Source organism: Pelotomaculum isophthalicicum JI, from assembly GCF_029478095.1.
Classification (GTDB): domain Bacteria; phylum Bacillota; class Desulfotomaculia; order Desulfotomaculales; family Pelotomaculaceae; genus Pelotomaculum_D; species Pelotomaculum_D isophthalicicum.
Map to the genome: position 1 here is coordinate 19,318 of NZ_JAKOAV010000014.1, position 24,845 is coordinate 44,162.

General features: G+C 47.0%; 23 protein-coding genes and 1 pseudogene. 11 read left to right on the forward strand and 13 right to left on the reverse strand.

What is annotated here, in order from left to right:
- Positions 1–28: 28 nt before the first annotated feature.
- From L7E55_RS08750 to L7E55_RS08760, 3 genes are all read right to left on the reverse strand, one after another.
- The gene (locus L7E55_RS08750; protein WP_277443767.1) at positions 29–913 is read right to left on the reverse strand and encodes a carbohydrate ABC transporter permease; all 885 of its coding nucleotides are present in this window, start codon (positions 911–913) and stop codon (positions 29–31) included.
- Between the two features lie 134 nt (positions 914–1,047).
- The gene (locus L7E55_RS08755; protein WP_277443768.1) at positions 1,048–1,920 is read right to left on the reverse strand and encodes a carbohydrate ABC transporter permease; all 873 of its coding nucleotides are present in this window, start codon (positions 1,918–1,920) and stop codon (positions 1,048–1,050) included.
- A 111-nt stretch (positions 1,921–2,031) separates the two neighbouring features.
- Positions 2,032–2,244, reverse strand: coding sequence for a hypothetical protein (locus L7E55_RS08760; RefSeq protein WP_277443832.1), 213 nt, complete (start codon positions 2,242–2,244; stop codon positions 2,032–2,034).
- Positions 2,245–2,387: 143 nt separating this feature from the next.
- Here L7E55_RS08760 and L7E55_RS08765 point away from each other — a divergent pair, with 143 nt between their 5' ends.
- Complete coding sequence (locus L7E55_RS08765) at positions 2,388–2,834, forward strand: MarR family winged helix-turn-helix transcriptional regulator (protein WP_277443769.1); 447 nt, start codon at positions 2,388–2,390, stop codon at positions 2,832–2,834.
- A 7-nt stretch (positions 2,835–2,841) separates the two neighbouring features.
- Positions 2,842–3,379, forward strand: a pseudogene (locus L7E55_RS08770) (MATE family efflux transporter); the annotation flags it as partial.
- A 236-nt stretch (positions 3,380–3,615) separates the two neighbouring features.
- Here the strand turns inward: L7E55_RS08770 and L7E55_RS08775 are convergent.
- From L7E55_RS08775 to vanR, 5 genes are all read right to left on the reverse strand, one after another.
- Entirely contained in the window at positions 3,616–3,960 is a 345-nt protein-coding gene (locus L7E55_RS08775; protein WP_277443770.1) for a type II toxin-antitoxin system HicB family antitoxin, read from the reverse strand.
- 39 nt (positions 3,961–3,999) lie between these two features.
- Positions 4,000–4,224 carry a type II toxin-antitoxin system HicA family toxin gene (locus L7E55_RS08780; RefSeq protein ID WP_277443771.1) on the reverse strand — a complete coding sequence of 75 codons (225 nt, stop codon included), beginning with the start codon at positions 4,222–4,224 and terminating at the stop codon, positions 4,000–4,002.
- A gap of 164 nt (positions 4,225–4,388) precedes the next feature.
- Positions 4,389–5,363 carry a D-alanyl-D-alanine carboxypeptidase family protein gene (locus L7E55_RS08785; protein ID WP_277443772.1) on the reverse strand — a complete coding sequence of 325 codons (975 nt, stop codon included), beginning with the start codon at positions 5,361–5,363 and terminating at the stop codon, positions 4,389–4,391.
- Between the two features lie 92 nt (positions 5,364–5,455).
- Complete coding sequence (gene vanS / locus L7E55_RS08790; RefSeq protein WP_420852029.1) at positions 5,456–6,595, reverse strand: vancomycin resistance histidine kinase VanS; 1,140 nt, start codon at positions 6,593–6,595, stop codon at positions 5,456–5,458.
- On the reverse strand, positions 6,573–7,280 hold the full coding sequence (gene vanR, locus L7E55_RS08795) for a VanR-ABDEGLN family response regulator transcription factor (protein ID WP_420852030.1): 708 nt from the start codon (positions 7,278–7,280) through the stop codon (positions 6,573–6,575). The genes vanS and vanR overlap by 23 nt, the downstream gene beginning before the upstream one ends.
- 911 nt (positions 7,281–8,191) lie before the next feature.
- On the opposite strand from vanR, the gene L7E55_RS08800 reads away from it, so the two are divergent.
- The 4 genes from L7E55_RS08800 to L7E55_RS08815 are packed head-to-tail and all read left to right on the forward strand — an operon-like array spanning position 8,192 to position 12,470.
- Positions 8,192–8,713: an NADH-quinone oxidoreductase subunit NuoE family protein gene (locus L7E55_RS08800; protein WP_277443775.1), complete on the forward strand. Its 522-nt coding sequence runs from the start codon at positions 8,192–8,194 to the stop codon at positions 8,711–8,713.
- Entirely contained in the window at positions 8,697–9,074 is a 378-nt protein-coding gene (locus L7E55_RS08805) for a (2Fe-2S) ferredoxin domain-containing protein (protein WP_277443776.1), read from the forward strand. The genes L7E55_RS08800 and L7E55_RS08805 overlap by 17 nt, the downstream gene beginning before the upstream one ends.
- 27 nt (positions 9,075–9,101) lie before the next feature.
- A complete protein-coding gene (gene nuoF, locus L7E55_RS08810; RefSeq protein ID WP_277443777.1) occupies positions 9,102–10,736 on the forward strand; it encodes an NADH-quinone oxidoreductase subunit NuoF in 1,635 nt (544 codons plus the stop codon).
- Complete coding sequence (locus L7E55_RS08815) at positions 10,737–12,470, forward strand: NADH-dependent [FeFe] hydrogenase, group A6 (protein WP_277443778.1); 1,734 nt, start codon at positions 10,737–10,739, stop codon at positions 12,468–12,470.
- Positions 12,471–12,781: 311 nt separating this feature from the next.
- Here the strand turns inward: L7E55_RS08815 and L7E55_RS08820 are convergent, their stop codons facing one another.
- Entirely contained in the window at positions 12,782–14,440 is a 1,659-nt protein-coding gene (locus L7E55_RS08820; protein ID WP_277443779.1) for a hydantoinase B/oxoprolinase family protein, read from the reverse strand.
- A gap of 2 nt (positions 14,441–14,442) precedes the next feature.
- Positions 14,443–16,485, reverse strand: a complete 2,043-nt coding sequence (locus L7E55_RS08825) for a hydantoinase/oxoprolinase family protein (RefSeq protein ID WP_277443780.1) — start codon at positions 16,483–16,485, stop codon at positions 14,443–14,445.
- A 182-nt stretch (positions 16,486–16,667) separates the two neighbouring features.
- Here L7E55_RS08825 and L7E55_RS08830 point away from each other — a divergent pair, with 182 nt between their 5' ends.
- The 3 genes from L7E55_RS08830 (at position 16,668) to L7E55_RS08840 (ending at position 19,507) form a co-directional block, all read left to right on the forward strand.
- Positions 16,668–17,348, forward strand: coding sequence for a YetF domain-containing protein (locus L7E55_RS08830; protein ID WP_277443781.1), 681 nt, complete (start codon positions 16,668–16,670; stop codon positions 17,346–17,348).
- A 25-nt stretch (positions 17,349–17,373) separates the two neighbouring features.
- A complete protein-coding gene (locus L7E55_RS08835) occupies positions 17,374–17,754 on the forward strand; it encodes a DUF4363 family protein (RefSeq protein WP_277443782.1) in 381 nt (126 codons plus the stop codon).
- Positions 17,755–18,139: 385 nt separating this feature from the next.
- Complete coding sequence (locus tag L7E55_RS08840; RefSeq protein WP_277443783.1) at positions 18,140–19,507, forward strand: citrate/2-methylcitrate synthase; 1,368 nt, start codon at positions 18,140–18,142, stop codon at positions 19,505–19,507.
- Positions 19,508–19,650: 143 nt separating this feature from the next.
- Here L7E55_RS08840 and L7E55_RS08845 read toward each other — a convergent pair whose 3' ends face one another.
- Genes L7E55_RS08845 through L7E55_RS08855 form a run of 3 tightly spaced genes read right to left on the reverse strand, consistent with a single transcriptional unit; the run spans position 19,651 to position 21,638 of the window.
- Positions 19,651–21,075, reverse strand: a complete 1,425-nt coding sequence (locus L7E55_RS08845; protein ID WP_277443784.1) for an FMN-binding glutamate synthase family protein — start codon at positions 21,073–21,075, stop codon at positions 19,651–19,653.
- Between the two features lie 31 nt (positions 21,076–21,106).
- Positions 21,107–21,421: a spore coat protein gene (locus L7E55_RS08850; protein WP_277443785.1), complete on the reverse strand. Its 315-nt coding sequence runs from the start codon at positions 21,419–21,421 to the stop codon at positions 21,107–21,109.
- A 1-nt stretch (position 21,422) separates the two neighbouring features.
- The gene (locus tag L7E55_RS08855; RefSeq protein WP_277443786.1) at positions 21,423–21,638 is read right to left on the reverse strand and encodes a hypothetical protein; all 216 of its coding nucleotides are present in this window, start codon (positions 21,636–21,638) and stop codon (positions 21,423–21,425) included.
- Positions 21,639–21,850: 212 nt separating this feature from the next.
- Here L7E55_RS08855 and L7E55_RS08860 point away from each other — a divergent pair, with 212 nt between their 5' ends.
- Together L7E55_RS08860 and L7E55_RS08865 are read left to right on the forward strand one after the other, a co-directional pair.
- The gene (locus L7E55_RS08860; protein ID WP_277443787.1) at positions 21,851–23,431 is read left to right on the forward strand and encodes a thiamine pyrophosphate-binding protein; all 1,581 of its coding nucleotides are present in this window, start codon (positions 21,851–21,853) and stop codon (positions 23,429–23,431) included.
- A 94-nt stretch (positions 23,432–23,525) separates the two neighbouring features.
- On the forward strand, positions 23,526–24,815 hold the full coding sequence (locus L7E55_RS08865) for an MFS transporter (RefSeq protein ID WP_277443788.1): 1,290 nt from the start codon (positions 23,526–23,528) through the stop codon (positions 24,813–24,815).
- The last annotated feature ends 30 nt before the right edge of the window (positions 24,816–24,845 follow it).

A 24,845-nucleotide genomic window follows, 5' to 3' on the forward strand; every position in this document is an offset into this window, starting at 1 on the left:
AGCGACACAAAAGCAAGGCACTAGTTGCTCAGCCTTTGATTCCAGAAAGCCGGATCCCTTCCAGCAAGTATTTTTCGGCGTAAAGGAAGTTCAGTAGCACCGGCATCATATATAAAGTGGACGCGGCAAAGGCCAATCCCTTTTCACCGTCGATGATTCTGGAAAGGTAGAGTGAAAGAGGCTGTTTGGCCGCATCCTGTAAAAAAATCAACGGCTGTTCGACCATGTTCCAGTTATCGATAAAAACAAGTATGGCCATGGCTGCTATGCCGGCCCTGGACATGGGCACGATGATTTTGAGGAAAATCTGGAGCTGGTTGGCTCCGTCCACCCGGGCTGCTTCAATATAGGAGTCCGGTATTTGCTCCATATACTGTTTTAAAAGAAATACGCCAAAGGTGCTGAAGATGCCGGGAAAGATAATGGACCAGTGGCTATTGAGCAGGCCAAGCTGGCCGGCCATTAAATAATTGGGCACAAGAGTTACCTGGAATGGCATCAGCATCACAATGATATACAAAATAAACAAGAAATTCCTGCCCCTAAACTTCAGTTTGACAAAGGCATAGGCAGCCAGGGTTGCAACAATCGTTTGCCCAATGACGATAGGGAAGGTAATCAGCACGGAATTCCAGAACATGAAAAGAAACTGAGTCTTTTTAATGAGTACGTTATAATACTGCTTCAGTACCACCACGTCGGGTATAAGCTGGAACCGGGCGAAGTGATTCGCGGTGTCATCGTTATAGCTGCTTAAGTTTTTGTCCGTCACCGGGTCATAATTATTGGCGATTTCCTGTTCACTCATAAATGAATTGGTGACGGTTACAGCCAGGGGAAAAATGAATATGACAGCCAGTACCAGTAAAACTGTAATATGGAGTATATTTTTTATTCGGTGGTTACGATTCAACACACACACCCCTATCGCCGGTTCTAAGTTTGTTACTACCCATGAAAAAAGTTATTTTTCATCCTGCAGTAGGCTTTCTTGCATTCCTTCAGGGTCTTTACACTCCTGACTCCCGACTTCTGACTCCTGAGATTCTAATTAATCATGTTGGTGATCTTTCTCTCCACGATAAAAAGCAGTAAAACGACGGCCACGATAAAGGCAGCCATAATGAAGGCCGCAGAAGTCAATTTTTGGTAATCCAGAGCCATGAACATATTGTTCATGTAGTGCTGCAGCATATAGATGCTGTTATGGGGATATTCTCCGGAGATAAGATACGTCTCCCGAAACACTTTAAATGAATTGATAATTGAGATAACAAAAACAAAAAAAGTCGTGGGGGTCAAATAAACCAGGGTTATTCGGAAAAACTCCTGCCGGCGGCTTGCCCCGTCGATCCTGGCCGCTTCGTAGTATTCAGCCGGTATATTTTGTAATCCGGCCAGAAACAAGATTACGCTGTAACCAATGTTTTTCCATAAATAAACCACCAGGATCACCACCCTGGACCAGTTGGTTTTCATCCAATCCACGGGCGGGTAACCCAGGGCATGGATCAGGGAATTTAAAACGCCGTTTAAATCAAAGAAAGCCTGCCAGACCAAAACTACCGAAGCTACGGGTACCACCAAAGGAGTTATCATGATGGTGCGAAACAGGTTCCGGCCCTGTAATTTTTGGTTCAATAACAAGGCCACTCCCAGGGAGAGAATCATATTAAGAGGTACACAGATTAAAGTAAACTTGGCTGTATTCGCCAGAGCTAAAAAAAAGCTCGGGTTTTTTAACAAAGCGCCGTAATTATGTAATCCAACAAAAGTACCGTTAATGGGACTGTCCACCAGGGAATAGTAAAAGCCGGTGACAAACGGGAGCAAATAAAAAAGAGAAAAACCCAGCAGGCTGGGCCCGAGGATAAGCCAGGCCAGGCAGCCGTTATTAGTTTTTAATTTTCCAGTTCTCATCTTTACCACCCTATTTGTCCATGCATTGGCAATTTCATCTTACCGAAATCAGACAGGCGATGTTGGAATTTCAACTTATCAAAATCTTAATAAATTCTTATGAAGAACTTATTATTTTCTTATGCTGTTGTATACAGCCAATGCATCAGCAACATTGTATTGTTCGGACTTGTGATTTCCCTCGGCACCGGCTGTAATCAGAATATTATCTAAGCCCCTCTCCCGCTGCAGGAACAGGCTCCGGACCTTTCTTAATCCACTATCCTCTATGTTTCCAGAAATAACGGAATGCCCTTCGGGGCCTGGTGCCAATCTGCTGCGCATACCAGCACTTACCCTCCGGGCACTCCTTCGCCCTCGTCGGAGGAGATTATTTTGACAAAAGGGATTTTCAATGCTAACATAAAGTTAGAATTCTTACAGTCAATATTCTTACTATTATTATTCTAAACAAATGGGGTGATGACATGAACCAGTCCAAGGATTTCGATCTACACGATCTGCTGTTCAACTTTTTAGGACTATTTCAGGAAAAATTTATGCTGCGCCTTCGCCAGCAGGATGGCTCTTTTTTAGGGCTGAAAAAGAATCATTTCAAGATATTGGGCATTTTATCCTACCTCCAATCCTTGACCTTGACTGAGATCGGCCGGAAGCTGGATCTGGAGAAAGGAAGCGTGACCACCCTGATTGACCAACTGGAAGAGCAGGGCCTGGTAATACGGGGTTATGACCCGGACGACCGGCGCAAATTTCAGATACTACTTAGTGACGCCGGCTGTGAAGCGATAGCCACGATTAGAGCAGGGCACACCAAGGTATTGGAATCTATGTTGGACAAAGTCGATGACCGGGAATTACAAAGATTTATAGAATGCCTGCAATTTTCCGTGGAATTTATGAAGAAACTATAGGAGAAGGATGAACATGAAAAGCGAAATATTGGCGACCCAAAGCATTAAAAAGCTGCTGTGGCAGTTTTCCTGGCCCGCAATTGTTGGTATGCTGTGCAACGCCCTGTATAACATAGTCGACCGGATATTCGTGGGACGCGGGGTGCACTCTAGCCATTGCTGCGACCACGGTTGCTTTCCCCATCATGGTGATTTTGCTGTCGTTGGCTCTCCTGATCGGTGTTGGTGCTACCGCTTTGATCTCCATCAAGCTGGGGGAAAGAAAAAAGGAAGAAGCGGAAGTTGTGACTGCCAACGCCGCTGTCCTTTTGGTGCTGCTGCCTCTAATCTGCATGATAGTCTACCTGCCATTTGCAGATCCGATTTTGAGGCTATTCGGCGCCAGTAATGAGGTACTGCCTTACGCTCGCGACTTTACACACATCATTATGCTCGGTTCGGTTTTTAGCGGACTAAGCATGGGGATGAACAACTTTATCCGGGCCGAGGGTAACCATATAATGGCTATGTCTACACAGGTGCTCGGGATTGTCCTGAACGGGATAAGTTGTGAACAGTGCACCTCTCCTAACTCGGGAGTGTAGCATAAACCGTGTAAATGGAATAATACTCCAATAATTTAGTAATACTAAAAGTAGCTTTTACTCATGCACAGGATAGGGCAACGCAGAGGTGCGACCCGAGCGGTGCATGAGGTTTGGCAAGACCTCCTTTCAGTCAATACAAAAAGACACCCTTTCGAGTGCCTTTTATTCGGTAAATTATTTAGTTTTTGGGTGCTTTATCGGGCTAGTTTGTAAAGCGCGTATTGGTTGAGGGAAACTCCCTCCCTTTCGGCCTCTACCGCTAACCTCATGTGCAGGGATTTGGGAACCCTTACTATAAATTTGCCGCTATAATCCTCCTGGCTGGCCGGGCGTGGAATTTCCAGGTTGTTTTCCAGCTTGGTTTCGATATAGCCCTCCAGGGCTTCATTGATGTTTTTATATAGTTCCTCCAGGGTATCCCCGGTACTCTGGCAACCGTCCAATTCCATTATTCTACCGTAAAAGTAATGCCCGCTTTCATCATTCATTTCCTGAATGATTCTGGTATAAGGCAGTTTCATGTACTCTTCCACTTGCATATTTACAACCCCTTTCTAAGTTATTGGGAATAGGTGATTTTACTCACCTATTCGGTTCAGAATGTCTTTGACATAGACCGCTTTCAACGGCGTTTCAATCTTTACGGTTATCAAATCTCCGCTTTGGTGCAAGTAGTGCCGGTGTGAACCCTTCTGCCTTTTATATTCGTATCCATAGGCTTTTAAAACTTTTTCGGCTTCTTCGGGACGAATCCCGTTCGGTTGCCGTTTCATTTTTTCGATTATCTTTTCCACTCCCGCCATTCCTCACACCTCCTGTTATTATAGTATCTTATATAGTATCACTTTGCAATATTATTGAGGGATTATTTTTGCTTTTTAACCGGGGTGGTAAGGGCCTTTTCTATGGGCCAACCTAAATTATTTAATCTGTTTTTTAATCTTAATAAATTCTTATGAAGAACTTATTATTTTCTTATGCTGTTGTATACAGCCAATGCATCAGTAACATTGTATTGTTCGGATTTGTGATTTCCCTTGGCACCGGCTGTAATCAGAATATATTCCTGTTTACCCACTTTGGCGAGACTCGCTAGACATAGACCGGCCTCATCGGTATACCCAGTTTTCCCTCCTAAAATTTCCCCACCAGTGATGTTTTGATTGTTGAGTTCTTCAAACATGGTATTGTAAAAGGTTATCCCGCGAGGGTGCTTATTAGTAGGTGGTGTGGAATGACGGGATGAAGTAAAAATCTCCCGGAAAGTATCATTTTGCAAAGCATAGCTTAGAAGAATAGCCAGATCTTTGACTGTTGTGTAGTGGTTTTCATTGTGAAGCCCGGTGGCATTTTCAAAATGAGTGTTTTTCATACCAAGATCAGCCGCCTTTCGATTCATTATTTTTACAAAATTCTGCTCTGATCCCGCAATCTGATCAGCAAGCCCAATACAGCACTCCGCACCGCTCGGCAGCATTACTCCGTATAACAGATCGATTGCCCTGACCTGCTCATCCGGTTGGAAACCTGCCATTGATGCATCTGCTTTGTACAGCCCCTGAAACGTAGAATTGGTAAGTTTGATTTCTCCCTTCAGATTAGATAAATTTTCTATCGCCACAATGGCTGTCATCATTTTAGTCAAAGAAGCAGGGTAGATTTTTTCTTCGCTGTTTTTTTGCATCAGGATGGTATGATCTTTTAACCGGACCAGAATCGCATTAGGACTCTTCAGCTTATCGGGAGATATAGGAACAGAGGGATCGGGTTCTATCTTTGACGGAGGAACCGGTGTTGTTCTATCGTCAACGTATTTCTCAAATAAATGCTGGGCGACAGGGGTAATGATGTATTTACATGCAAAGACAGCTATGACAACCATCAGCAGGAATGACAGTAATATCCGCGTTTTTGACTTTTTCTTTTTTGCTTTTCGTACCATAATAAAACAGCTCCTTATTCTGTGCGGTATCATTTAACCACAGAACAAAGAGCTATGTTGGAATTTCATCTTATGAACTTCTTAAGATTTTCTTATAACGGAAGCTTTACTGTAAATGAAGTATTTTCCGGGTTGCTTTCCACAGAGATTGTTCCATCGTGAGCCGTGACAATTTCTTGTGCGATTGCCAAACCCAGCCCTGCTCCACCGGTGTTTGTGGAACGTGCAGAATCTAATCGGTAAAATTTTTCAAAAATAGTTTCAAGCCTTGCCCGCGGGATTGGATTTCCCTGATTAGTAAAAGTTATAACAATATTTTTGTCCTGCTGTTTAGCAGAAATGTCAATGACGCTGTTTTCATAGCTATAGGCTATCGCATTTTTCAGAATGTTATTGAACACACGAGCCAATTTGTCTGCATCTCCCCACAGAGTGAGTCCGTCAGACACATTGACGGACACCTGCTTTCCCTGCGGAGTCAGCATTGGATAGAATTCATCGGCTAACTGCTGGAGCATGAAAAGTAAATTTATTTTTTCTTTATTCAAAACAATAGTTTGAAGATTAAATCTTGTGATCTCAAAAAACTCATTTATAAGCTGCTCTAACCGATAAGCTTTTTCCAAGGTAATACCGACATATTTTGCCTTCTGTTCAGGAGGCATGTCAGGAGCTTCATCCAGAAGACTTAAATATCCTATAACGGAGGTCAGAGGTGTCTTTATATCATGAGCCAAGTAAACTACCAAATCATTTTTGCGTTGCTCGGCATCAAGCGCGGCTTTCTTTTGTTTTTCCAAGTTGTTTTTTATCTGATTTAGCTTATTTTCCATAAAATCCAATTCTGGCGATAATGTAATTTCTGCATCGGATTCCTCAGCAAGTTTATCCATTCCAGCGCTGATTTCATCAAAATATTTTTTGAACCAAGAAACAGAAAATCGAAAAAGGATAACTAAAAATATTAGGATTACAACAAAAAGGATCGTGTCCATATTGTTGCGAATCACCAACTGATAGATTTCCAGTGCGTCCGAATTTTTAAAATGAAAAGCGTTGACTAAAAATCGAACGATACGATCTCCGATCTGTCCACGCAGGATATAGCGCAATAGATAAACAGTTACAGCGGCGGCAACTGTAATCAGAAGCATTTGAAAAAATACTTTGCTTTTTAATTTTGTATAATCATTCCTTCTTTTATCTCTCTTACTTTTCAATTTTATAGCCAACCCCCCATACCGTTTTGATATATTTAGGATGCTCCGCGCTGTCGTGCATTTTTTCCCTTAAATGCCTGATATGAACCATTACCGTATTATTGCTATTGGTGAAATACTTGTCTCCCCATACCTCATGGAACAATTCTTCCGAGCTGACCACTCGTCCGCGATTGGAACAAAGGACCCAAAGAATGGAAAATTCTGTAGGAGTGAGAGATAGCCTTTTTTCATTCAAGGTACATTCATGGGTATCCATGTCCAATACCAAGCCAGAAAAGGCAATCAAGTGTTCTTCCTGTTTTGGCTCTGAGGAATTATATTTGGTAAATCTCCGGAGCTGCGCCTTTACACGGGCAATAAGTTCCAAAGGGCGGAACGGCTTGGTGATATAGTCGTCCGCACCTAATGTCAGCCCGGTAATCTTATCGATTTCTTCTTCTTTAGCTGTCAGCATGATAACCGGAAAATTATGCTTTTCCCGGATTTGCTGACAGATTGAAAAACCGTCTTCATCGGGAAGCATGACATCCAAAATGGCGAGGTCTAGTTTTTCATTTTCAATACAGTTAAGGGCATCCTTGCCGTTATAAAATTTAAAGACATTATAATTCTCATTTTTCAAATAAACTTCAACCAAATCGGCAATAGCTTGTTCATCATCAACTATTAAAATATTTGCAACCAAAAGCGTCATCTTCTTTCTTTTAAGTATATATCCCCATAATTATTTTACAGTGAAGCAAAAATCCATTTTATAGCTTTTTACTTATTAAAATCTTAAGATTTTCTGAATATCGCAATACTGATAGTCTTTTACACACAAATATAAATATCAATTTCGTCAATAGCAAGGGTTGGTACCTATCACGGTCATCGAGTAGAGCTAAGCAATCCAGCATTTTTACAATCAATTCCTTTGTGGCGAGTGCTTCTTCAATGGTATCCTCTACTGAGGTAATTATATACTCCACGGGAATGCCTTTGCTCGCATCCCTTGACACATGGTGCTGGTGTCAATTATATGGACAGGTGTCAATTGTACGGACAGTTGTCAATTATGTGGACAGGTGCCAGTTATATTGACACGATTTGCATCGGAGATAGCGCTTAATGATTGTGGCAAACATGGTTCCCCGGAAGGCGCCACTTATTTCTTATGTTATTTATCGTAAATGGCCGATTTTAGTCGAATTTAACGGTTGATATTTAGATGATTTATCTGTGCAACGCTACTGATGCCACGATAGGTTTTACGCTGGCACATAAATTGCATCATCTTTATGTTACACAATAATTTTGTGTGGCGTTGGCTTTGGCGGTGAACTCCCACTTTAAGCCGGTCGGGAAACCTCGCCGCCATGCCGGATTTTTTCTTGATCTACACCCATGGAGACTACCGTAATCTTTAAGGGTGTATATCAAAATCAACTAAGGAGGGAAGATGATGTTAGAGGGTTTTACCCCCGTACTCGAAGGTATTTCGCAGGTTACATGGTAAAAAGGTAACTATTTAGGGTTTTCGCATGGTGAAATGTTTGAATATTCAATTAATTTGGGCTGGTTATCCTCAATATGATTAACAATAAAGGGCAAGGAGGAAAACAAATGGAAGCGGCAGTCACCGAGTGCCGGTGTGATCTGGAAACTGAACTGGAAAGAATGATTGCCAGTCATGAAGGAAAGAAGGACGATTTAATCGAGGTATTATATTGGGTACAGGACAAATACGGCTATGTGCCAAAAGATGTGCAGCTAATAATTGCTGATAAAATGAATGTGCCCTTAAGCACTATTAATGGAGTTATTACGTTTTACCATCTATTTTCATCAAAGCCAAAAGGCAAGTATGAGATTTCCCTTTGTAACGGCACCGCCTGTTATTTGCGGGGAGCGCCGCGAGTATTGGAGCGGTTTGAAAAAGAGTTGGGGATTAAACCGCATGATAATACCGGCGACAATATGTTTTCCCTTAATTTAATCAGGTGTTTGGGCGCTTGCGCCGTTGCTCCGAATATTACCGTCAACTCAGAGCCACGCGCCAGGATGGCGCCTGATCTTGTCCCGGAAATCATTAATGAGCTCAAAGCTAAAAATTATACCGGGGTGATCGATGATGAAACAGATTAAGTCAGTTGATGAACTGATAAAGTTAAAAGAAGCCGCGCTGAATAAAATCAAAGAGCGGCAGATTGGTAATAAAACAACAATTGTGGTAAACATGGGAACCTGCGGGATAGCCGCCGGGGCGCGGGAAGTGATGATGGCAATTATTGATGAAATAGAAAAAAGAAATATTTCTAATGTAATTATCACCCAGGCAGGCTGCGCCGGGTTGTGCGAGCATGAGCCCATGCTCGCAGTTATCAGGCCTGATAAGTCCCAGGTTATTTACGGTCATTTAGACAAGGAAAAAGCCCGGCGGATCGTAATAGAGCATGTTATTCACGACAAGGTTGTTGAGGAATGCGCGCTGGCGCAGCAAGCCTAATTGAAGTAGCGAGGGGAGGATTTGAATATGCATTATTACCGGGCACATGTTTTGGTTTGCGCGGGGTCGACATGTGTTACATCAGGATGCCACGCCGTTAAAGAAGCTATTTTAGAAGGAATCAAAAGGCATCAACTCGAAGAAGAAATTAAAGTTGTAGAAACCGGCTGCATGGGTTTTTGTGAACTGGGCCCGCTTGTCGTAGTATATCCCGAAGGAGTAATGTATTGCCGGGTTAAGGCTGAAGACGCGGCAGTCATTGTGAACGAGCACCTGCTTAAAGGGCGGATCGTGAAGCAGTTGCTATACCAGGATCCCAACACCAGAAAACCTGTTCCTTTGATGAAAGATCTCCATTTCTTGTCCAAACAGACCAAGATTGCCATGCGTAACGCAGGACTTATTAATCCCAAAGATATTGAGGAATATATCGCCGGTGAAGGCTATTTCGCGTTGGCCAAGGTTTTGTCAAGCATGTCGCCGGAGGAAGTAATCCTCGAGATAAAAAAATCCGGCCTGCGCGGCCGGGGAGGCGCCGGTTTCCCAACCGGATTAAAGTGGGAATTTACCGCCAAAGCCCGGGGAACGCAAAAATATGTGGTATGCAACGGAGACGAAGGAGTCCCGGGTGTTTTTATGGACAGGTCAATCTTGGAAGGTGACCCGCACTCCGTCATTGAGGCGATGGCCATCGCCGGCTATGCGCTCGGAGCTGATCAAGGCTATATCTACGTCCGGGCGGAGTACCCCCTGGCGGTGGAGAAACTGCGGCATGCCATTAATCAGGCAAGTGAGTACGGGTTATTGGGAGAGAATATTTTAGGCTCAGGTTTTAATTTTAACGTAAATATCCGGGTTGGCGCCGGCGCCTTTGTCTGCGGGGAAGAAACCGCCCTGCTGGCTTCCATAGAAGGCCGCCGCGGCGAACCCAGGCCGCGGCCTCCTTTCCCGGCCAATGAAGGGCTATGGGGTAAACCGACATTAATTAATAACGTGGAAACATTCTCCAGTATCCCGCCGATTATCTTAAAAGGCGGCCAGTGGTATGCTTCCATGGGAACAGAAAAGAGCAAAGGCACAAAAGTATTTGCCCTGACCGGGAAAATAAACAACACCGGCCTGATCGAAGTTCCGATGGGCATACCTTTGAAAGAGATCATTTTTGACATTGGCGGCGGAATAGTTAATAACAAAAAATTAAAAGCAGTGCAAACGGGTGGCCCCACAGGCGGCTTTATTCCGGCCGAGCACATTAATGTCAGTATGGATTATGAATCGCTGGACGAATTAGGAACACAAATTGGCTCCGGCAGCCTGACTGTATTAGATGAAGATACCTGTGTGGTCGACCTGGTCAAATTCTTTGTCCAATTTTGCCACGAGGAATCTTGCGGCAAGTGCGCTCCCTGCCGCATCGGGACCAAGAGGATGTTGGAAATACTCGAGCGGATTACCCGCGGCGAAGGGAAAGAGGAAGATATCGAAGCGCTTGAAAAACTGTGCGACTATATTAAAAACACGGCGTTATGCGGTTTGGGACAAGCCGCTCCCAACCCCGTGCTGAGCATGTTGCGCTACTTTAGGCCTGAGTTTGAAGCGCATGTCAGGGATAAGCATTGTCCGGCTTCAGTATGTGCGCTGGCAGAAGGAGGGGTGAGATAGATGCCAATGGTTACTTTAACAATTGACGGAAAAGAAGTGCAGGTGGAACAGGGTACCACTGTTCTCGAGGCTGCCAAAAAAGTTAATATAAATATTCCTACCTTATGCTATTTAAAAGACATTAACGTTATCGGGGCCTGCCGGATCTGTGTGGTTGAAGTCAAAGGCGCCCGCACGCTGCAGGCGGCTTGTGTGACCCCGGCGACCGAGAATATGGTTGTGCTGACCAATACCGCGGCGGTGCGCAATTCACGCCGGATGACGCTGGAACTGATTCTGTCCAACCACCCGTTCCAATGTCCGACCTGTGTACGCAACCAGAATTGCGAGTTGCAGTCCCTGGCGGAAGCGTTCGGAATCCGGGAAGTTCATTATCAAGGCGCCAACCCCGAGCACGTGGTGGACGACTCCAGCGTGTCCCTGGTGCGCGACCCCGAAAAGTGCATCCTGTGCCGTCGCTGCGTCTCAGTATGTGAAAAGGTGCAGACCGTATGCGCAATCGGCCCGCAGGGGCGCGGTTTCGACACCGTTATCGCGCCGGGCGTGGACATGGTTTTAGCCGAATCCAATTGTGTCAACTGCGGCCAGTGTGTGCTGGTTTGCCCGACGGGGGCTCTATGCGAGCGGGATCAGACAGAACAAGTCTGGGCCGCCCTGGCCGATCCCAAAAAGCATGTCGTGGTCCAGACCGCCCCGGCGGTGCGTGTCGCCATCGGTGAAATGTTCGGCATGAAGCCGGGCAGCGTCGCTACCGGACAAATGGTTGCCGCAATCAGGAAGCTCGGTTTTGATAAAGTATTCGACACCGACTTCACCGCCGACCTGACCATCATGGAAGAGGGCAGCGAGTTGATCGAAAGGATCGGTACCGGCGGAGTTCTGCCGTTAATCACTTCTTGCAGTCCAGGCTGGGTTAAGTTCATCGAGCACTTCTACCCGGCACTGCTGCCGCATGTGTCCACCTGCAAATCGCCGCAGCAGATGTTCGGCGCCCTGGCTAAAACCTTCTACGCCGAAAAAGCGGGCGTGGACCCGGCCGACGTCTTTTCAGTGTCGATCATGCCCTGCACCGCCAAGAAGTTCGAGGCGCAGCGTCCCGAAATGAACTCAAGCGGCTATCAGGACGTGGATGTAGTGCTGACCACCAGGGAACTATGCCGCATGTTCAAGCAGGCGGGCATAAATTTCAACGAACTGCCCGAAGAAAATTATGATGACCCGCTGGGCATCTCGACCGGCGCGGCGGTAATCTTCGGCGCGACCGGCGGCGTGATGGAAGCCGCGCTTCGCACAGTCTATGAAATAGTTACCGGGGAAACCCTGGCGTCGGTAGATTTTGTCGACGTGCGCGGTTTGGTAGGAGTCAAGGAAGCCTCCGTCAAAGTTGGCGACCTGGACGTAAAAGTAGCCGTGGCGCACGGGCTGGGCAACGCCAGGAAGCTGCTGGACGCCCTGCAGGCCGGCGAAGCCAATTACCACTTCATCGAGATCATGTGCTGCCCGGGCGGCTGCATCGGCGGCGGCGGCCAGCCAATCCCGACTAACTATGAAATCAGGCAACAGCGGATTGACGGCATATACACCGCCGACGAGGCGATGACCTTGCGGAAGTCCCACGAGAACCCCGCGATTCAGCAGTTGTACAAAGAATTTTTGGAGAAGCCGCTGGGGCATAAGTCTCATGAATTGCTGCACACTAAATACACTCCGCGCGGGCAGTTTAATCAGTTATAAAGTATTTTAGGTAGTGACCAACATGAAGGGGCTGTGTCTAAGCAGAATTTAGACCAGCCCTTTTAATACAACAGGAAGTTATGCTTTTCAAGAATTGTTGATAAGTGACCTTTGGGTATAAATAAGCGGCGATTTTGAGGCGTAATTCAAAGAGCGAGTGAGCCCGAGGTTAAGAGAGGAAACTGTTTGAGGCGCAAAGCGCCGAGTTTGACCGAACCCGAGGGTGATAGAACTCGAACAATTAAAGGGCCGAACATGAGCCGCGTTATATGCCCAAAGGTATTTGTTCTACAATAATAATTGATTCGTCCCTAATTGAAGCCATAGTCCTCCAGCGCCGCTGTTGACGATACCAAGCCATTTTTAACATCCTGTCTCACTGCCGCGGGGTTTCTGCCGGAAGGTTTCCCGAAGCCGCCGCCCCCGGCTGTTTCCAGGATAATGGTTGTTCCACCGGGCACCTCCCGGGTGACTTTGCCCGGAATTTCCTCGCGTTTTCCGCCAGGTATTTTGATAAAGCACCGGGAAGACTGGCCGGGCAACCCGCCTTGCATACCCCAAGGCTTAACGATATTTCTTTCGGTGCTTAAAGAAACGGTGGCATCTTCCAAAACGGTGATCTCGCGCGCCAGGCCGGTGCCGCCCCTGAACTCGCCCGGTCCTCCCGTGTCCGTAATCAAAGCGTACCTGTCCACCCGCAAGGGGTAGTTCATTTCGATAACTTCTACCGGAGTGTTCATGGTGTTGGTCATGTTGACATGCACCCCGTCCATTCCGTCCTGGTTAAATTTAGCCCCCTGGCCGCCGCCGTAGGTTTCCACGTATGAATAGTACCGCCGCCGGGCATCCCTGCCGCCGATGGTAAAGTTGCTCATGCTGCCTGTGCCGGCGGCGGTCACCCTGTGGGGAACCGCCTGCGCCAGGGCGCCCAGCACCACGTCGGTGATCCTTTGGGCGGTGTTGATGTTCGCGTGGGCGACAGGCGCCGGGAAACAGGGGTTGACCAGGGTGCCGGCCGGGGTGATAATCTCCACTACCCTGGCTATGCCTTCGCTGGAAGGCAGCTCGGGATCGGCCACGGCTTTGACGGCAAAAAAGACACAGGCCAGGGTAACGCCCCTGGTGGCATTGACGGGGCCTTTTACCTGCGGGCTGGTGCCGGTAAAGTCAACCTTGACGCTCCCGCCGTCGATTTGCACGCAGGCGGTGATTTTGATCAGGTCGCCGCTGATGCCGTCCCCTTCCAGGTAATCAGTGAATTGATAACTGCCGTCGGGAATACCGCTTAAAGCCGTACGGAGCCTCCGCTCAGTGTAATTAATGATTTCATTCATGCAATCCTTCAAGGTTTCCGATCCTGTTTTTTGTTCCAGTTCTTGCATCCTCCTGCATCCCACCTGGTTGGCGGAAAGCTGGGCCTGGACATCACCGTAAAACTCATCGGCGGTTCTGACATTGTGAGCCAGCACCCTTAATAAGTCAACGTTAATCTGTCCCCTGCCGCATATTTTAACGGGAGGTATCCTGACGCCTTCCTGGAAAATTTCTGTGGCCGAAGTGGACATGCTGCCGGGAACTGATCCCCCTATATCCACATGGTGGGCCAGGTTGGCGACGATGGCCAGCAGGCGGTTCCCGGCAAAAACGGGGGAGATCACGCACACGTCCGGCAGGTGCGAGCCGCTGACATAAGGATCGTTGATCATCACGGCGTCGCCCGGGGCTAGATTTTCCGGCGGGAAAATTTCCAGCACTTTTTTTACCACAGTGGGCATCAGGCCCAGGTGTAAAGGGATATGCTCGGCCTGGGCGACCAGATCCCCCGCCGGGGTGTATATCGCCGTGGAGCAGTCCCGGCGGTCCTTGATGTTGGGAGAGAGGGCCGTACGGGTAAGAGTGGCGCCCATTTCTTCCGCCACTGACTGCAGGGCGTTGCGAAGCACCTCCAGGGTGACAGGATCAGTCCTCATAATTACCGCACCTTCGTTTCAATAATAATGTTGCCCCAGCGGTCGCAGTAAACCCGGTCCCCGGGCCAGATCAAAGTGGTGGCGTCAGCCTGGGTAATGATAGCGGGCCCCTCGGTATGCCAGCCGGGGCCGATCTGCCGCCTGGCGTGTACCGGCACCTGGCGGTATTCTCCGGACAGGTAGACCTGTCTTGTCCCCGAAATATTTGCTTCTTTGGCCCCGGTATGCAGCCGGGGTGATATTTTCGGCAGGGCGCCGGTGGCGGTGAGACGCAAAGTGACGATTTCCGCCGGAGCGTTTTCCCGGCAGTAGCCGTAGTTTTGCTGGTGCAGGCGGTGAAAACGCCTGATGATGATTTGGATATCCGCTTCTATCAGTGAATTGCCCGGGATGGAAAGAGTTAATTCATAAGATTGTCCCTGGTAGCGGATGTCCAGAAACCTGTTGAAGCTCATTTCCGGTTCCGCGAATCCTTCCCGGGCCAGATCCTCGCGCCCTTGTCCGGTAAGCCGGGCAAATTCGCCGTTGATCTCCGCGCAGACGGCAGGGGTCAAATCAACAATGCGGGTCAGAGAGTAATCGTGGCGCACGTCGGCGGAGAGCATTCCCCACGCGGAGGCAACGCCCGGGTGGGGAGGCACCATGATGCGGGGGATGCCCAGTTCCCGCGCCAGTTCCACAGCATGTAGGGGACACGCGCCGCCGAACGGCGCCAGGGTGAAATCCCTGGGGTCGTATCCTTTTTGTACCGATACCAACCGCATGGCCCGGACCATGTTGGCGTTAACCACCCTGATGATTCCCTCCGCGGCTTGCTCTAATGTCAGCCCGAGAGGGGCGCCGATTTTTTCACTGACAGCCCGGGCGGCTAGCTCCGGTTTTAATATTTTCACACCGGCCAGATCAGCCGGGTCCAACCTGCCCAAAATCAAATTGGCGTCTGTTACCGTAGGCTCTTCACCGCCCAGGCCGTAACAGGCAGGTCCGGGAACCGAACCGGCGCTTTGCGGACCCACCCTTAACGCGCCGCCGGGATCAACCCAGGCAACGCTGCCCCCGCCGGCGCCGATGGTGTGAATATCCAGCATGGGCAGCCGCAGCGGGTAACCGCCGATGGCGCCTTCCGTGGTAAAACGCGATTTGCCGTTATTAATCAGGCAAATATCCATGCTGGTGCCGCCCATGTCGGCCGTGATCAGGTTTTTGTTACCGGTCAGGCCGGCCAGGTGAACACCGGCCAGCACGCCGCCCGCCGGCCCGCTGAGAGCGATGCGGGCGCTCTGCTCCCGCGCCTGGGGAGCGGTGATTACACCCCCGCTGGACTGCATAATGAATAATTCACTTTTGACACCGGTGGTGGTTAAATCTTTTTCCAACCGGCTGATATGCTTGTCCATCAAGGGCTTGACCAGCGCGTTGATCACCGTGGTGCTGGTTCTCTCGTATTCTCTGAATTCAGGCAATATTTCAGCGGAAATTGTGACGGATAGGTGCGGCAAATGCTCTTTTATGGCATTTTTGAGCATGGCTTCGTGGACCGGGTTGATATATGAATGCAGCAGGCAAATCGCTACTGATTCCACGCCGGCTTCCTTAACCTGCAAGATTACCGACTGGATTTCTTTTTCCTCGAGGGCAAGGTGAACAGAACCGTCGGCTAATACCCGCTCGTTTACTTCCAGGACCAGATGGCGGGGCAGCAGGGGCGGCGGCTTTACAGCCCAGAAGTTGTACAGATGGGGGCGGTTTTGCCGCCCGATATAGATGATGTCTTTGAAACCCCTGGTGGTGATGAGCGCCAGGCGCGCTCCTTTTCGCTCCAGGATGGCGTTGGTGGCCACTGTTGTGCCGTGCAGGATGAAGTCGATTTGGCCGGGGTCAACCCCAGTTTTTTGTGTAATATTTTTTATCCCCGCCAGCACGGCCCGGGAAGGATCTTCGGGAATTGAAGGCTCTTTGGCGATATGCAGCTCGCCGTTTTCCCCCATCAGGCAAAAATCCGTAAAAGTGCCTCCGGTGTCGACAGCCAGCTTGTATCTAATCATACTTAGACCTCCCGGCGTTAAGATACGTTAATGTGAGCCTGTTGACAAGCGCCGCTCCAATACAATCCGTGATAAATTTGTGCCCATAAAACATTATAAGACATATTGGTACAAACAGGCAAAATATAATTAATTTCGCTGAGAAATAATATGTAGAAATTAATAAGTACGGGAAGGATAACATGCTGATTGGGATTATACGCACCCTAATTTTATTTACCGTAGTAGTGATCGGCTTGAGATTAATGGGCAAGAGGCAGATAGGCCAACTCCAGCCATACGAACTTGTGATTGTAATTATGCTTTCAGCCCTGGCGGCGATTCCGATGGAGAATACCGGTGTGCCGCTTGCCAGCGGCCTGTTCCCGATTTTTACTCTGATCGTGGCTCAGGTTGCCCTGTCATATGTCGCTTTGAAGAGCGAGCGTGCCAGGGGGATAATTTGCGGCACTCCCAGTGTACTGATTGAAAACGGAAAAATTGTTGAGCAAGAACTGTACCGGCTCCGTTACAACATCAATGATTTGCTGGAGCAGCTCAGATCCAAGGACACGCCTAATATCGCCGATGTGGAGTTTGCCATTTTGGAAACAAGCGGCAAATTAAACGTTATTCCCAAATCACAGAAAAGGCCCGTTGTTCCGGCGGATATGAATTTGCCGACGGCTTATGAAGGTATGCCGGTTACACTTATTATTGACGGCTATGTATTCCATAAAAATCTGGCCAAAATAAACCTTGACGCGGACTGGCTAAAATCAGAGCTAAAAAATTTTGGCGTGAACAACCTTAAGGAAGTGCTTTTTGCCAGTCTCGACACTGAAGGAAAGTTGTTTTATCAGGTAAAATCAAAAGCGATGTAAAAATTTCTCTGAAGGAGTTTTAAAATTGAGACTTTTGTCGGCTCTATTAATCATATTTGCGGCAATAGTTGCCTTGGGATTCTGGACAAATCACCGGTTGCAAGTCTCTTCGGGAGAATTAATGAGCAATATTGAACAAATAGAACAAAGGCTTGAGAGTAATCAATGGAATGAAGCTTACGAGCAAACTGCTGAACTGGAAAAAAGTTGGGAAAATAAAGCGAAATGGTGGCCTACTGTTCTGGACCACCAGGAAATCGATAATATCGAGTTTTCCATGGCAAAGATCAAGGAATATATCGCGAGGAAAGATATCGCACTTTCCTGGGGGCAATTAGCGGAGCTGAAGTTAATGGTTAATCACATCCCGGAGAAAGAAGCAATAAGGCTGAAAAACGTTTTATGATAAATTCAAATGTGGGGAAAGATTAACAAACTACAGCAAAACTACAATATGTATACTTTATGTGCGACTTATGAAGATAATAGGGAATTATGACGAAATACGTTGTTAGATAAACAGATATGTTGAAAATGGGCAATATTAGGAAAGATGGTTATATTTTTTGCCTTAGTGCTTTCTTTACACCAAAACTAATATTTGATATACTGTTTATGTAAAAAATAAGAATAATCTGTAATAATATTAATTTAAGTGCCATTATTGTAATAGTTGGATAACTTTGAGTCATGTTTAACAGTTTCTTATGTTGTTAAATTTAACTGGTTAGTTGTTTTCCTATTATTAATTTATAATTATAAACGAAATTTTCCCAAGGAGGTATTGTTTTATGAATAATGACAACTTGGAAAAGATCGAGGGAAAAATAATTGATAGATTGTGTGAAATGGCTGAAAGCAACAACTTGATCGAACCTGAGTTATTCAGCAAATATAACGTAAAACGCGGACTCCGGGATTTAAACGGCAAGGGTGTGCTTGTTGGTTTGACCGAGATCGGCGAGGTCCATGCCTATATTATTGACGAAAATGAAACTATTCCTGTCGCGGGCAGATTAATATACAGGGGTATTGATATATTTAATATCGTAAATGGTTTCTTTAAAGACGGACGCTATGGTTTTGAAGAAACTTGTTTTTTGCTGCTATTTGGAGATCTCCCCGATAAAGGAACATTAATGGATTTTGAGCGGCTTTTATCCGAGTATAGAAAACTACCCGAGGATTTTGTCCGCGACATGATTTTGAAAGCGCCGAGCAAGGATATGATGAACTTGCTGGCAAGAAGTGTGCTGGCTTTATATAGTTTTGACGATAACGCCGACGACACTTCCATCAAAAACGTTTTAAAGCAATGCATCAGACTGATTGCTTGTTTCCCGGCGCTCGCGGTTTATGGTTATCAGGCCTACTCTCATTATCACGGAAACAACAGCTTGTATATACACAGCCCGCAACCGGATTTCAGCACAGCCGAAAATATTCTGCACATGTTAAGACCGGACAGCAAATTCACAAAGCTTGAAGCGGCACTGCTCGATCTTGCCCTGGTGCTGCATGCCGAGCATGGTGGGGGCAACAATTCATCCTTTGTGACACATGTCGTTACATCGTCCGGGTCGGACACATACTCTGTAATAGCCGCGGCGCTCGGATCGCTTAAAGGGCCGAGACACGGAGGAGCCAACATCAAGGTTATTCAAATGTTTGAGGACATGAAGCAAACAGTAAAGGATTTGCATGATGATGAAGAAATTGAAAGCTATCTTGCTAAATTAATTAATAAGGAAGCTTTTGACCGTTCAGGCCTGATTTATGGTATCGGACATGCTGTTTACTCAGTGTCTGACCCAAGGACTGTTATTTTTAAAAAACATGTTGCCCGGCTCGCGATGGAGAAGGGTTTGGAAGATGAATATAATCTTTATTTGAAAGTTGAGAAACTGGCGCCTGAAGTTATCGCGAAATACCGTAAAATGTATAAAGGCGTAAGCGCGAATGTTGATTTTTACTCAGGCTTTGTTTACCGCATGCTGGACATTCCCCCTGAGATGTTCACACCGATATTCGCCATTTCCAGGATAGCCGGTTGGAGCGCGCACCGCATTGAAGAAATTGTGAACGACGGCAAAATCATCAGGCCGGCATACAAAAGCGTTTCCAAAAGACGTAACTACACGGCCATAGCTGAAAGATAAAGTGAAAAAGATAAATAAATTCAGCGTTGGCGACCTTTGGGTATAAAACGCTTCTCATGTTCGGCCCATATAATCGGGGACATTCCTCCGACCCTAAATATAAGCCCGTTAGGGAGGTGTGTCCCTTTTCCTCTGCAAGTTTTCTAGTGAATATTTCTAACAGCGGGGGACTCTAGCTCCTCATCTCTGTCTGCCAGCCAGTCAGGCATAGTGTGGTAGATTTCCCGGGCAAGTTGTTGTTCTTCGTGAGAAAAGCCGGCAAAATCAAGATCTAAAAACCAGGCTAAATCCTTATCTACGCAGACCATATCATCCCGGGTGAATTGAGCCAGATCGGTCTTGCCCAGTGCGTAAGCCGCCGATTTCATTTCCTCTACGCAGGACTTCAAGAATTTTGCCAGATGTTCCGCGGCTTTTTCGACGTTTAAATCTTCTTTGAACTTTCCCAGGTACAGGGGCACTTGCGGGGCAGGTTCAAAGGGCAGGGCTTTGTTCATCTGAGTTTGCAGCATGGCAATCAGCGCTATCGAACCGATATATACCGCGTTTGCGCCAAGCGCCATGGCTTTTAAGAAATGCCCGGGATTGACCAGCCCGCCGGCGGCGATCACGCTGGTATAATCTCTGGCGCCTAATTTATCGAGATGTTTTATAGCTCTGGACAAGGCGTGTAAAGTGGGTAATCCCACGTCATCCTGCAGGATTGTCGGCCCGCCGTGGGTCCCTGCCTCCGAACCGTCTATAACGATATAATCCACACCGGCTTCAACCGCAATGTCCAGCTCTTTTTCCAGGTGATGTGTCGCCGCGAATTTAAGCCCCACGGGTACACCGTAATCCTTGCGCAGGTTGCCCACCAGTTTGATAAAGTCTTGTGGGCTGTTTACATCTTTCAGCCGTGAATGGATTACGGCGTCTTCTCCTGGCTTTAGATTTTGAGCCATGCGAAGTTCTTTGCCGATCTGAGTGGATTCCGTGCGCATCGGCGCGGCGGCCTGCGCCCCCTGCCCGAGTTGAATCTCAATAGCGTCAAGTTGGGCCAGTTGTTCCGGGGTATTCATCCAGCCGCCGCGATTGTATTGCCCAATGAAATAACGGGCTTCTTTTCTTTCTTCTTCAACCAATGGAGCTTCACCGGAATTTGTGGCTGTTCCAGCCATTGACGCCCCCCTGGCCAATGCCACCTTCGCTTTTAAACTTAACGCGCCGCCGTAGGACATGCCGCTGATGATAATTGGAATTTCTAAATGCAACGGCTTTTTGGCTTTGGGACCGATAGTCACACCCGTATGAATTCCCACACCGTCTTGAGTCGGCATTTTAAACAGGTGGACAGGATTAAACAAAAGCTTTTCCCACGGAGACAGCACCACCGGGCTTCCCAAAGGGCGCTCAATGGGTTTCCCAGACTCTGCTCTCATGCTTGCCTCAACAATGTTTCTGAAACCTATTTTATTTGCAATCGGAAACATGGAATACATATTTTCCGTATACGGGTCCTGAAGCATCCGGCTCATCATGCTGTCCGAAACCGCGTTGGTAATTTTACGTGTTAGCCATGCAAACAAAAAAGATCACCTGCCCTTTGGGAATGATATGTTACGCTCTTAGCTCCGGTTGTCTCACCAGTTTTTGCTCCCAGCTGATTATAGCGTTTTCAATAGCCTGCTGACCGGCTACCGGGGTCTTATACCAGCCCCGCTGGTGCATGCTGTGAAATATTTTTGCATGCAGGTTTTCTTCCTCCTGATGAAAATCATGCAATGCTTCCCTTAAATGACTGTTCGCGGACTCACGCTCAGTTGTCATGTAAGTGTCAATAAGCTGCTTCTGCATGAACAAAACATCTGTGATCATGTCCCTGTCGTCAAGATTCACCAGCAAATCATCTCCTTTTCTTGGTTGTGACATCATATTAGTGAGCCCCCGTCGCTTTGCCGTTTAAGCTGCGTAGTTGCCTCAGAAGCCCGTCCATGTGCCCCCGGTGGACTCCGCCGCTTTCTTGAAATATTTTCTTTAAATCCGCGTCATGGCAGTTATCCGCGAAAAACTCGCTCTTTTTCACCGCCAGTTCTTCCGCTCTCAATAATTCCTCAAGCTGCAGCAATTCCATCTGAGTTAGCTGTTCCATTTTTCCCCCTCCTGACTTTTTTTTATTTTTCCCCGGTTTCTCTTTTATATCCTGAATTTTTCATTGAAACTGTGAAAATATTATAAAGGAAAGGGGACACACCTCTCTTTTGAGCCTGAATTTGGGGTCGGAGGAATGTCCCCAACGAATGAGGAATGTCCCCAATTATGGGAGGAATGTCCCTAACAATTTGAAACGAAGGGACTGTCAGGATGCGCATTAATGGCAACGTTGCTGATCTGATCTTAGCCCAACTGGCTGAATGGGGCGTGGAAAGAATCTACGGTGTGCTCGGTGATGCGATATTTCCTTTGCTGGACGCGATATCCCGCCAGGATAAAATTAAATTTATCGCTGTCACCGGGGAAGTTCATGCCGCTTTCATGTCCTCTTATGAAGCCAGATTAACCGGTAAGCTGTCTGTATGCGCCGCCAGCGCGGGGCCGGGAGCGGTAAGCCTGTTAAACGGCTTGGCGGATGCCTTCATGGATGGAAGTCCTGTTTTAGCCATTACCGGTCAAGTAGAATCAAAAGAAATCGGCGCCGGGGTAAAACAGTACTTTGATCAGCAAGCTTTGTTTAGTAGCTTTGTAGAGCAAACCAACATTGCCGTTGAGCCAGGGTCAGTGTTAAGTATGCTTGTCGCAGCAGTGCGAACCGCGAAATTAAATAATTCAGTCGCCCATACATCAATTCCCAAAGATGTATTTGCCAAAGCGGTTTCTATTGAAACTATGTCTGCCAGCTTCGTGGAAATAAATTCCGCGCCGTTTGTTTCAGGCAGCCTGGATAACATTTTACAGGTTGTCCAGTGTTCTCAAAAACCGCTTATTATCGCAGGACGCATGGCAAAGATAGTTAAGGAGCAAGTGTTTAAACTTGTCGATCTGTTAGGCGCGGGGTTAATAGTCGCCCGGGAAGCCAAAGGCAAAATTGCCGGCCAACATGAGTTGAATTTAGGAGGAATAGGGAAAGCCTACCTTCCCCCAGTTCTTCACGAGGCGGATTGTATAATCATAATTGGAGCCGCTTCTTATGAGCGGGAATTCATTCCACAAGGCACAAGTGTTATCCAAATAAATGACCGCTTCGAAAATATTTACCAAAATACCGTTGAGAGTATTAGCGGGAATACCGGTTTAATTTTGGAGAATTTGCTTCAAAGACTGGATGGTCATAGCTTTAACCGGGATTGGTTGGAGGAAATTAAGAGGTTGGTACAAAATAGAAGACAGGAGTTAGCGGCGGAATCAGCAAACAATACCAAGCCAATCAGCCCTTTAAGACTAATGCTGGATCTTAATAATATAATGCCTGGCGAGGCAATTATTGCGCTCGACATCGGTGAATTTACCCATTGGTTCAATCTGGGTTTTCAGGGGGAACAACAAGAGATTTTGCTTTCCGGCAGGTGGCGCAGTATCGGCTGCGGCCTGCCCGCCGCTATCGGAGCGAAATTCGCCTGCCCGAAAAAACCGGTGATAGCCATGGTCGGGGATGGCGGCTTTATTGCTTCCATGAGTGAGCTTCTGACTTGTGTGCGTTACAGTCTGGACATTTGCGTTATAATTGTTAAAAATCATATTTACAGCATAGAAAAGAATAAAATGCTTGCCGAAGGATTGATTCCTTCCGGATACGAATTAACAGTGCCGGATTTCGTCCAGTTCGCGAAGTCATGCGGCGCCGAAGGCTATCGTATTGATGATCCGGCGGATATCCAAAACACAATTAGAGCCGCGTTAGAATTGGGAAAACCCGCCCTGGTGGAAGTCATTTGCGCGGATAATTAAGTATGACCTGTTAGTAAAGTTTACACTCTCACTAGTTAACTCATAAATTTGATCTTGAGTTTTAGGAAAAGCAAGAGGGGGATAAAATATCTAAATGAATTCAACTGAATCTAAGAATGATAACAAAACCGGCGGTATTAAACACACGTTTCGTTCTTTCCGCTATAGAAATTACCGCCTTTTTTTCGGCGGGCAGGGAATTTCACTAGTGGGTACCTGGATTCAGAACATCGCCATGAGCTGGCTGGTATACGACCTGACCAATTCCGCGCTATTGCTAGGTATCGTTGGATTTGCCGGACAAATCCCGACCTTTTTTCTGACCCCTTTTGCCGGTGTGCTGGCGGACCGGTTGAACCGCAGGCGGATACTATTAGTGACACAAACTCTCTCAATGATTCAGGCTTTTATTTTAGCCATTCTGGTACTGACGGGAAACGTGACGGTATGGCACATTATTCCTCTTAGTTTTTTCCTTGGCCTGGTCAATTCTTTTGACATGCCCACAAGACAGTCATTTGTCGTAGATATCGTCGATAAGAAAGAGGATTTAGGAAACGCTATCGCCCTGAACTCCTCAATGTTTAACGGCGCCCGGCTGATTGGCCCGTCGATAGCGGGGATATTGCTTGCCACTGTAAGTGAGGGAATATGTTTTCTGCTTAACGGACTCAGCTATATAGCCGTGATTATCGCTTTGTTAGCGATGAAAATCGAACAAAAAGAAAAAGTCAACGGCAAAGAGCTTATATTTAATGAACTGAAGGAAGGTTTCGTCTATGCCTTTGGTTATAAGCCCATCAGGTACATTATTTTTATTATCGGTCTGATCAGTTTGGTTGGTATGCCGTACACGGTGTTAATGCCTATTTTTGCAAAAGAAATATTGAATGGTGGGCCGCACACCCTTGGATTTTTGATGGGCGCGTCCGGAACAGGCGCTTTAATCGGAGCTGTTTACCTGGCTTCGCGAAAGGAGCTTCATGGTTTAGGCAGGAACATAACGATCGCTGTTAGTATTTTTGGTGCCGGCTTGATACTTTTTTCGCTATCCAAATCTTTTTGGCTGTCCATGTTTTTAATGCTGGTTACCGGTTTCGGTATGATCACTCAAATGGCTTCTTGCAACACTTTGCTGCAAATCATAGTTGATGACGAAAAACGTGGCAGGGTAATGAGTTTTTATACAATGGCTTTCATGGGGATGGCTCCCATCGGGAGCCTGCTGGCCGGTAGCCTGGCACATATTATAGGAACCCCTGAGACAGTGCTGATCTGTGGAATATCCTGTATTATCGGGTCAGTTGTTTTTGCCGGCAAACTACCGCTTTACAAGGGTTTGACCGGGACACCCGACTCACGCAAACGAAGTATTGCTAAATAATGGAGAACCGGCTGTCATCGGTTTTTTGAT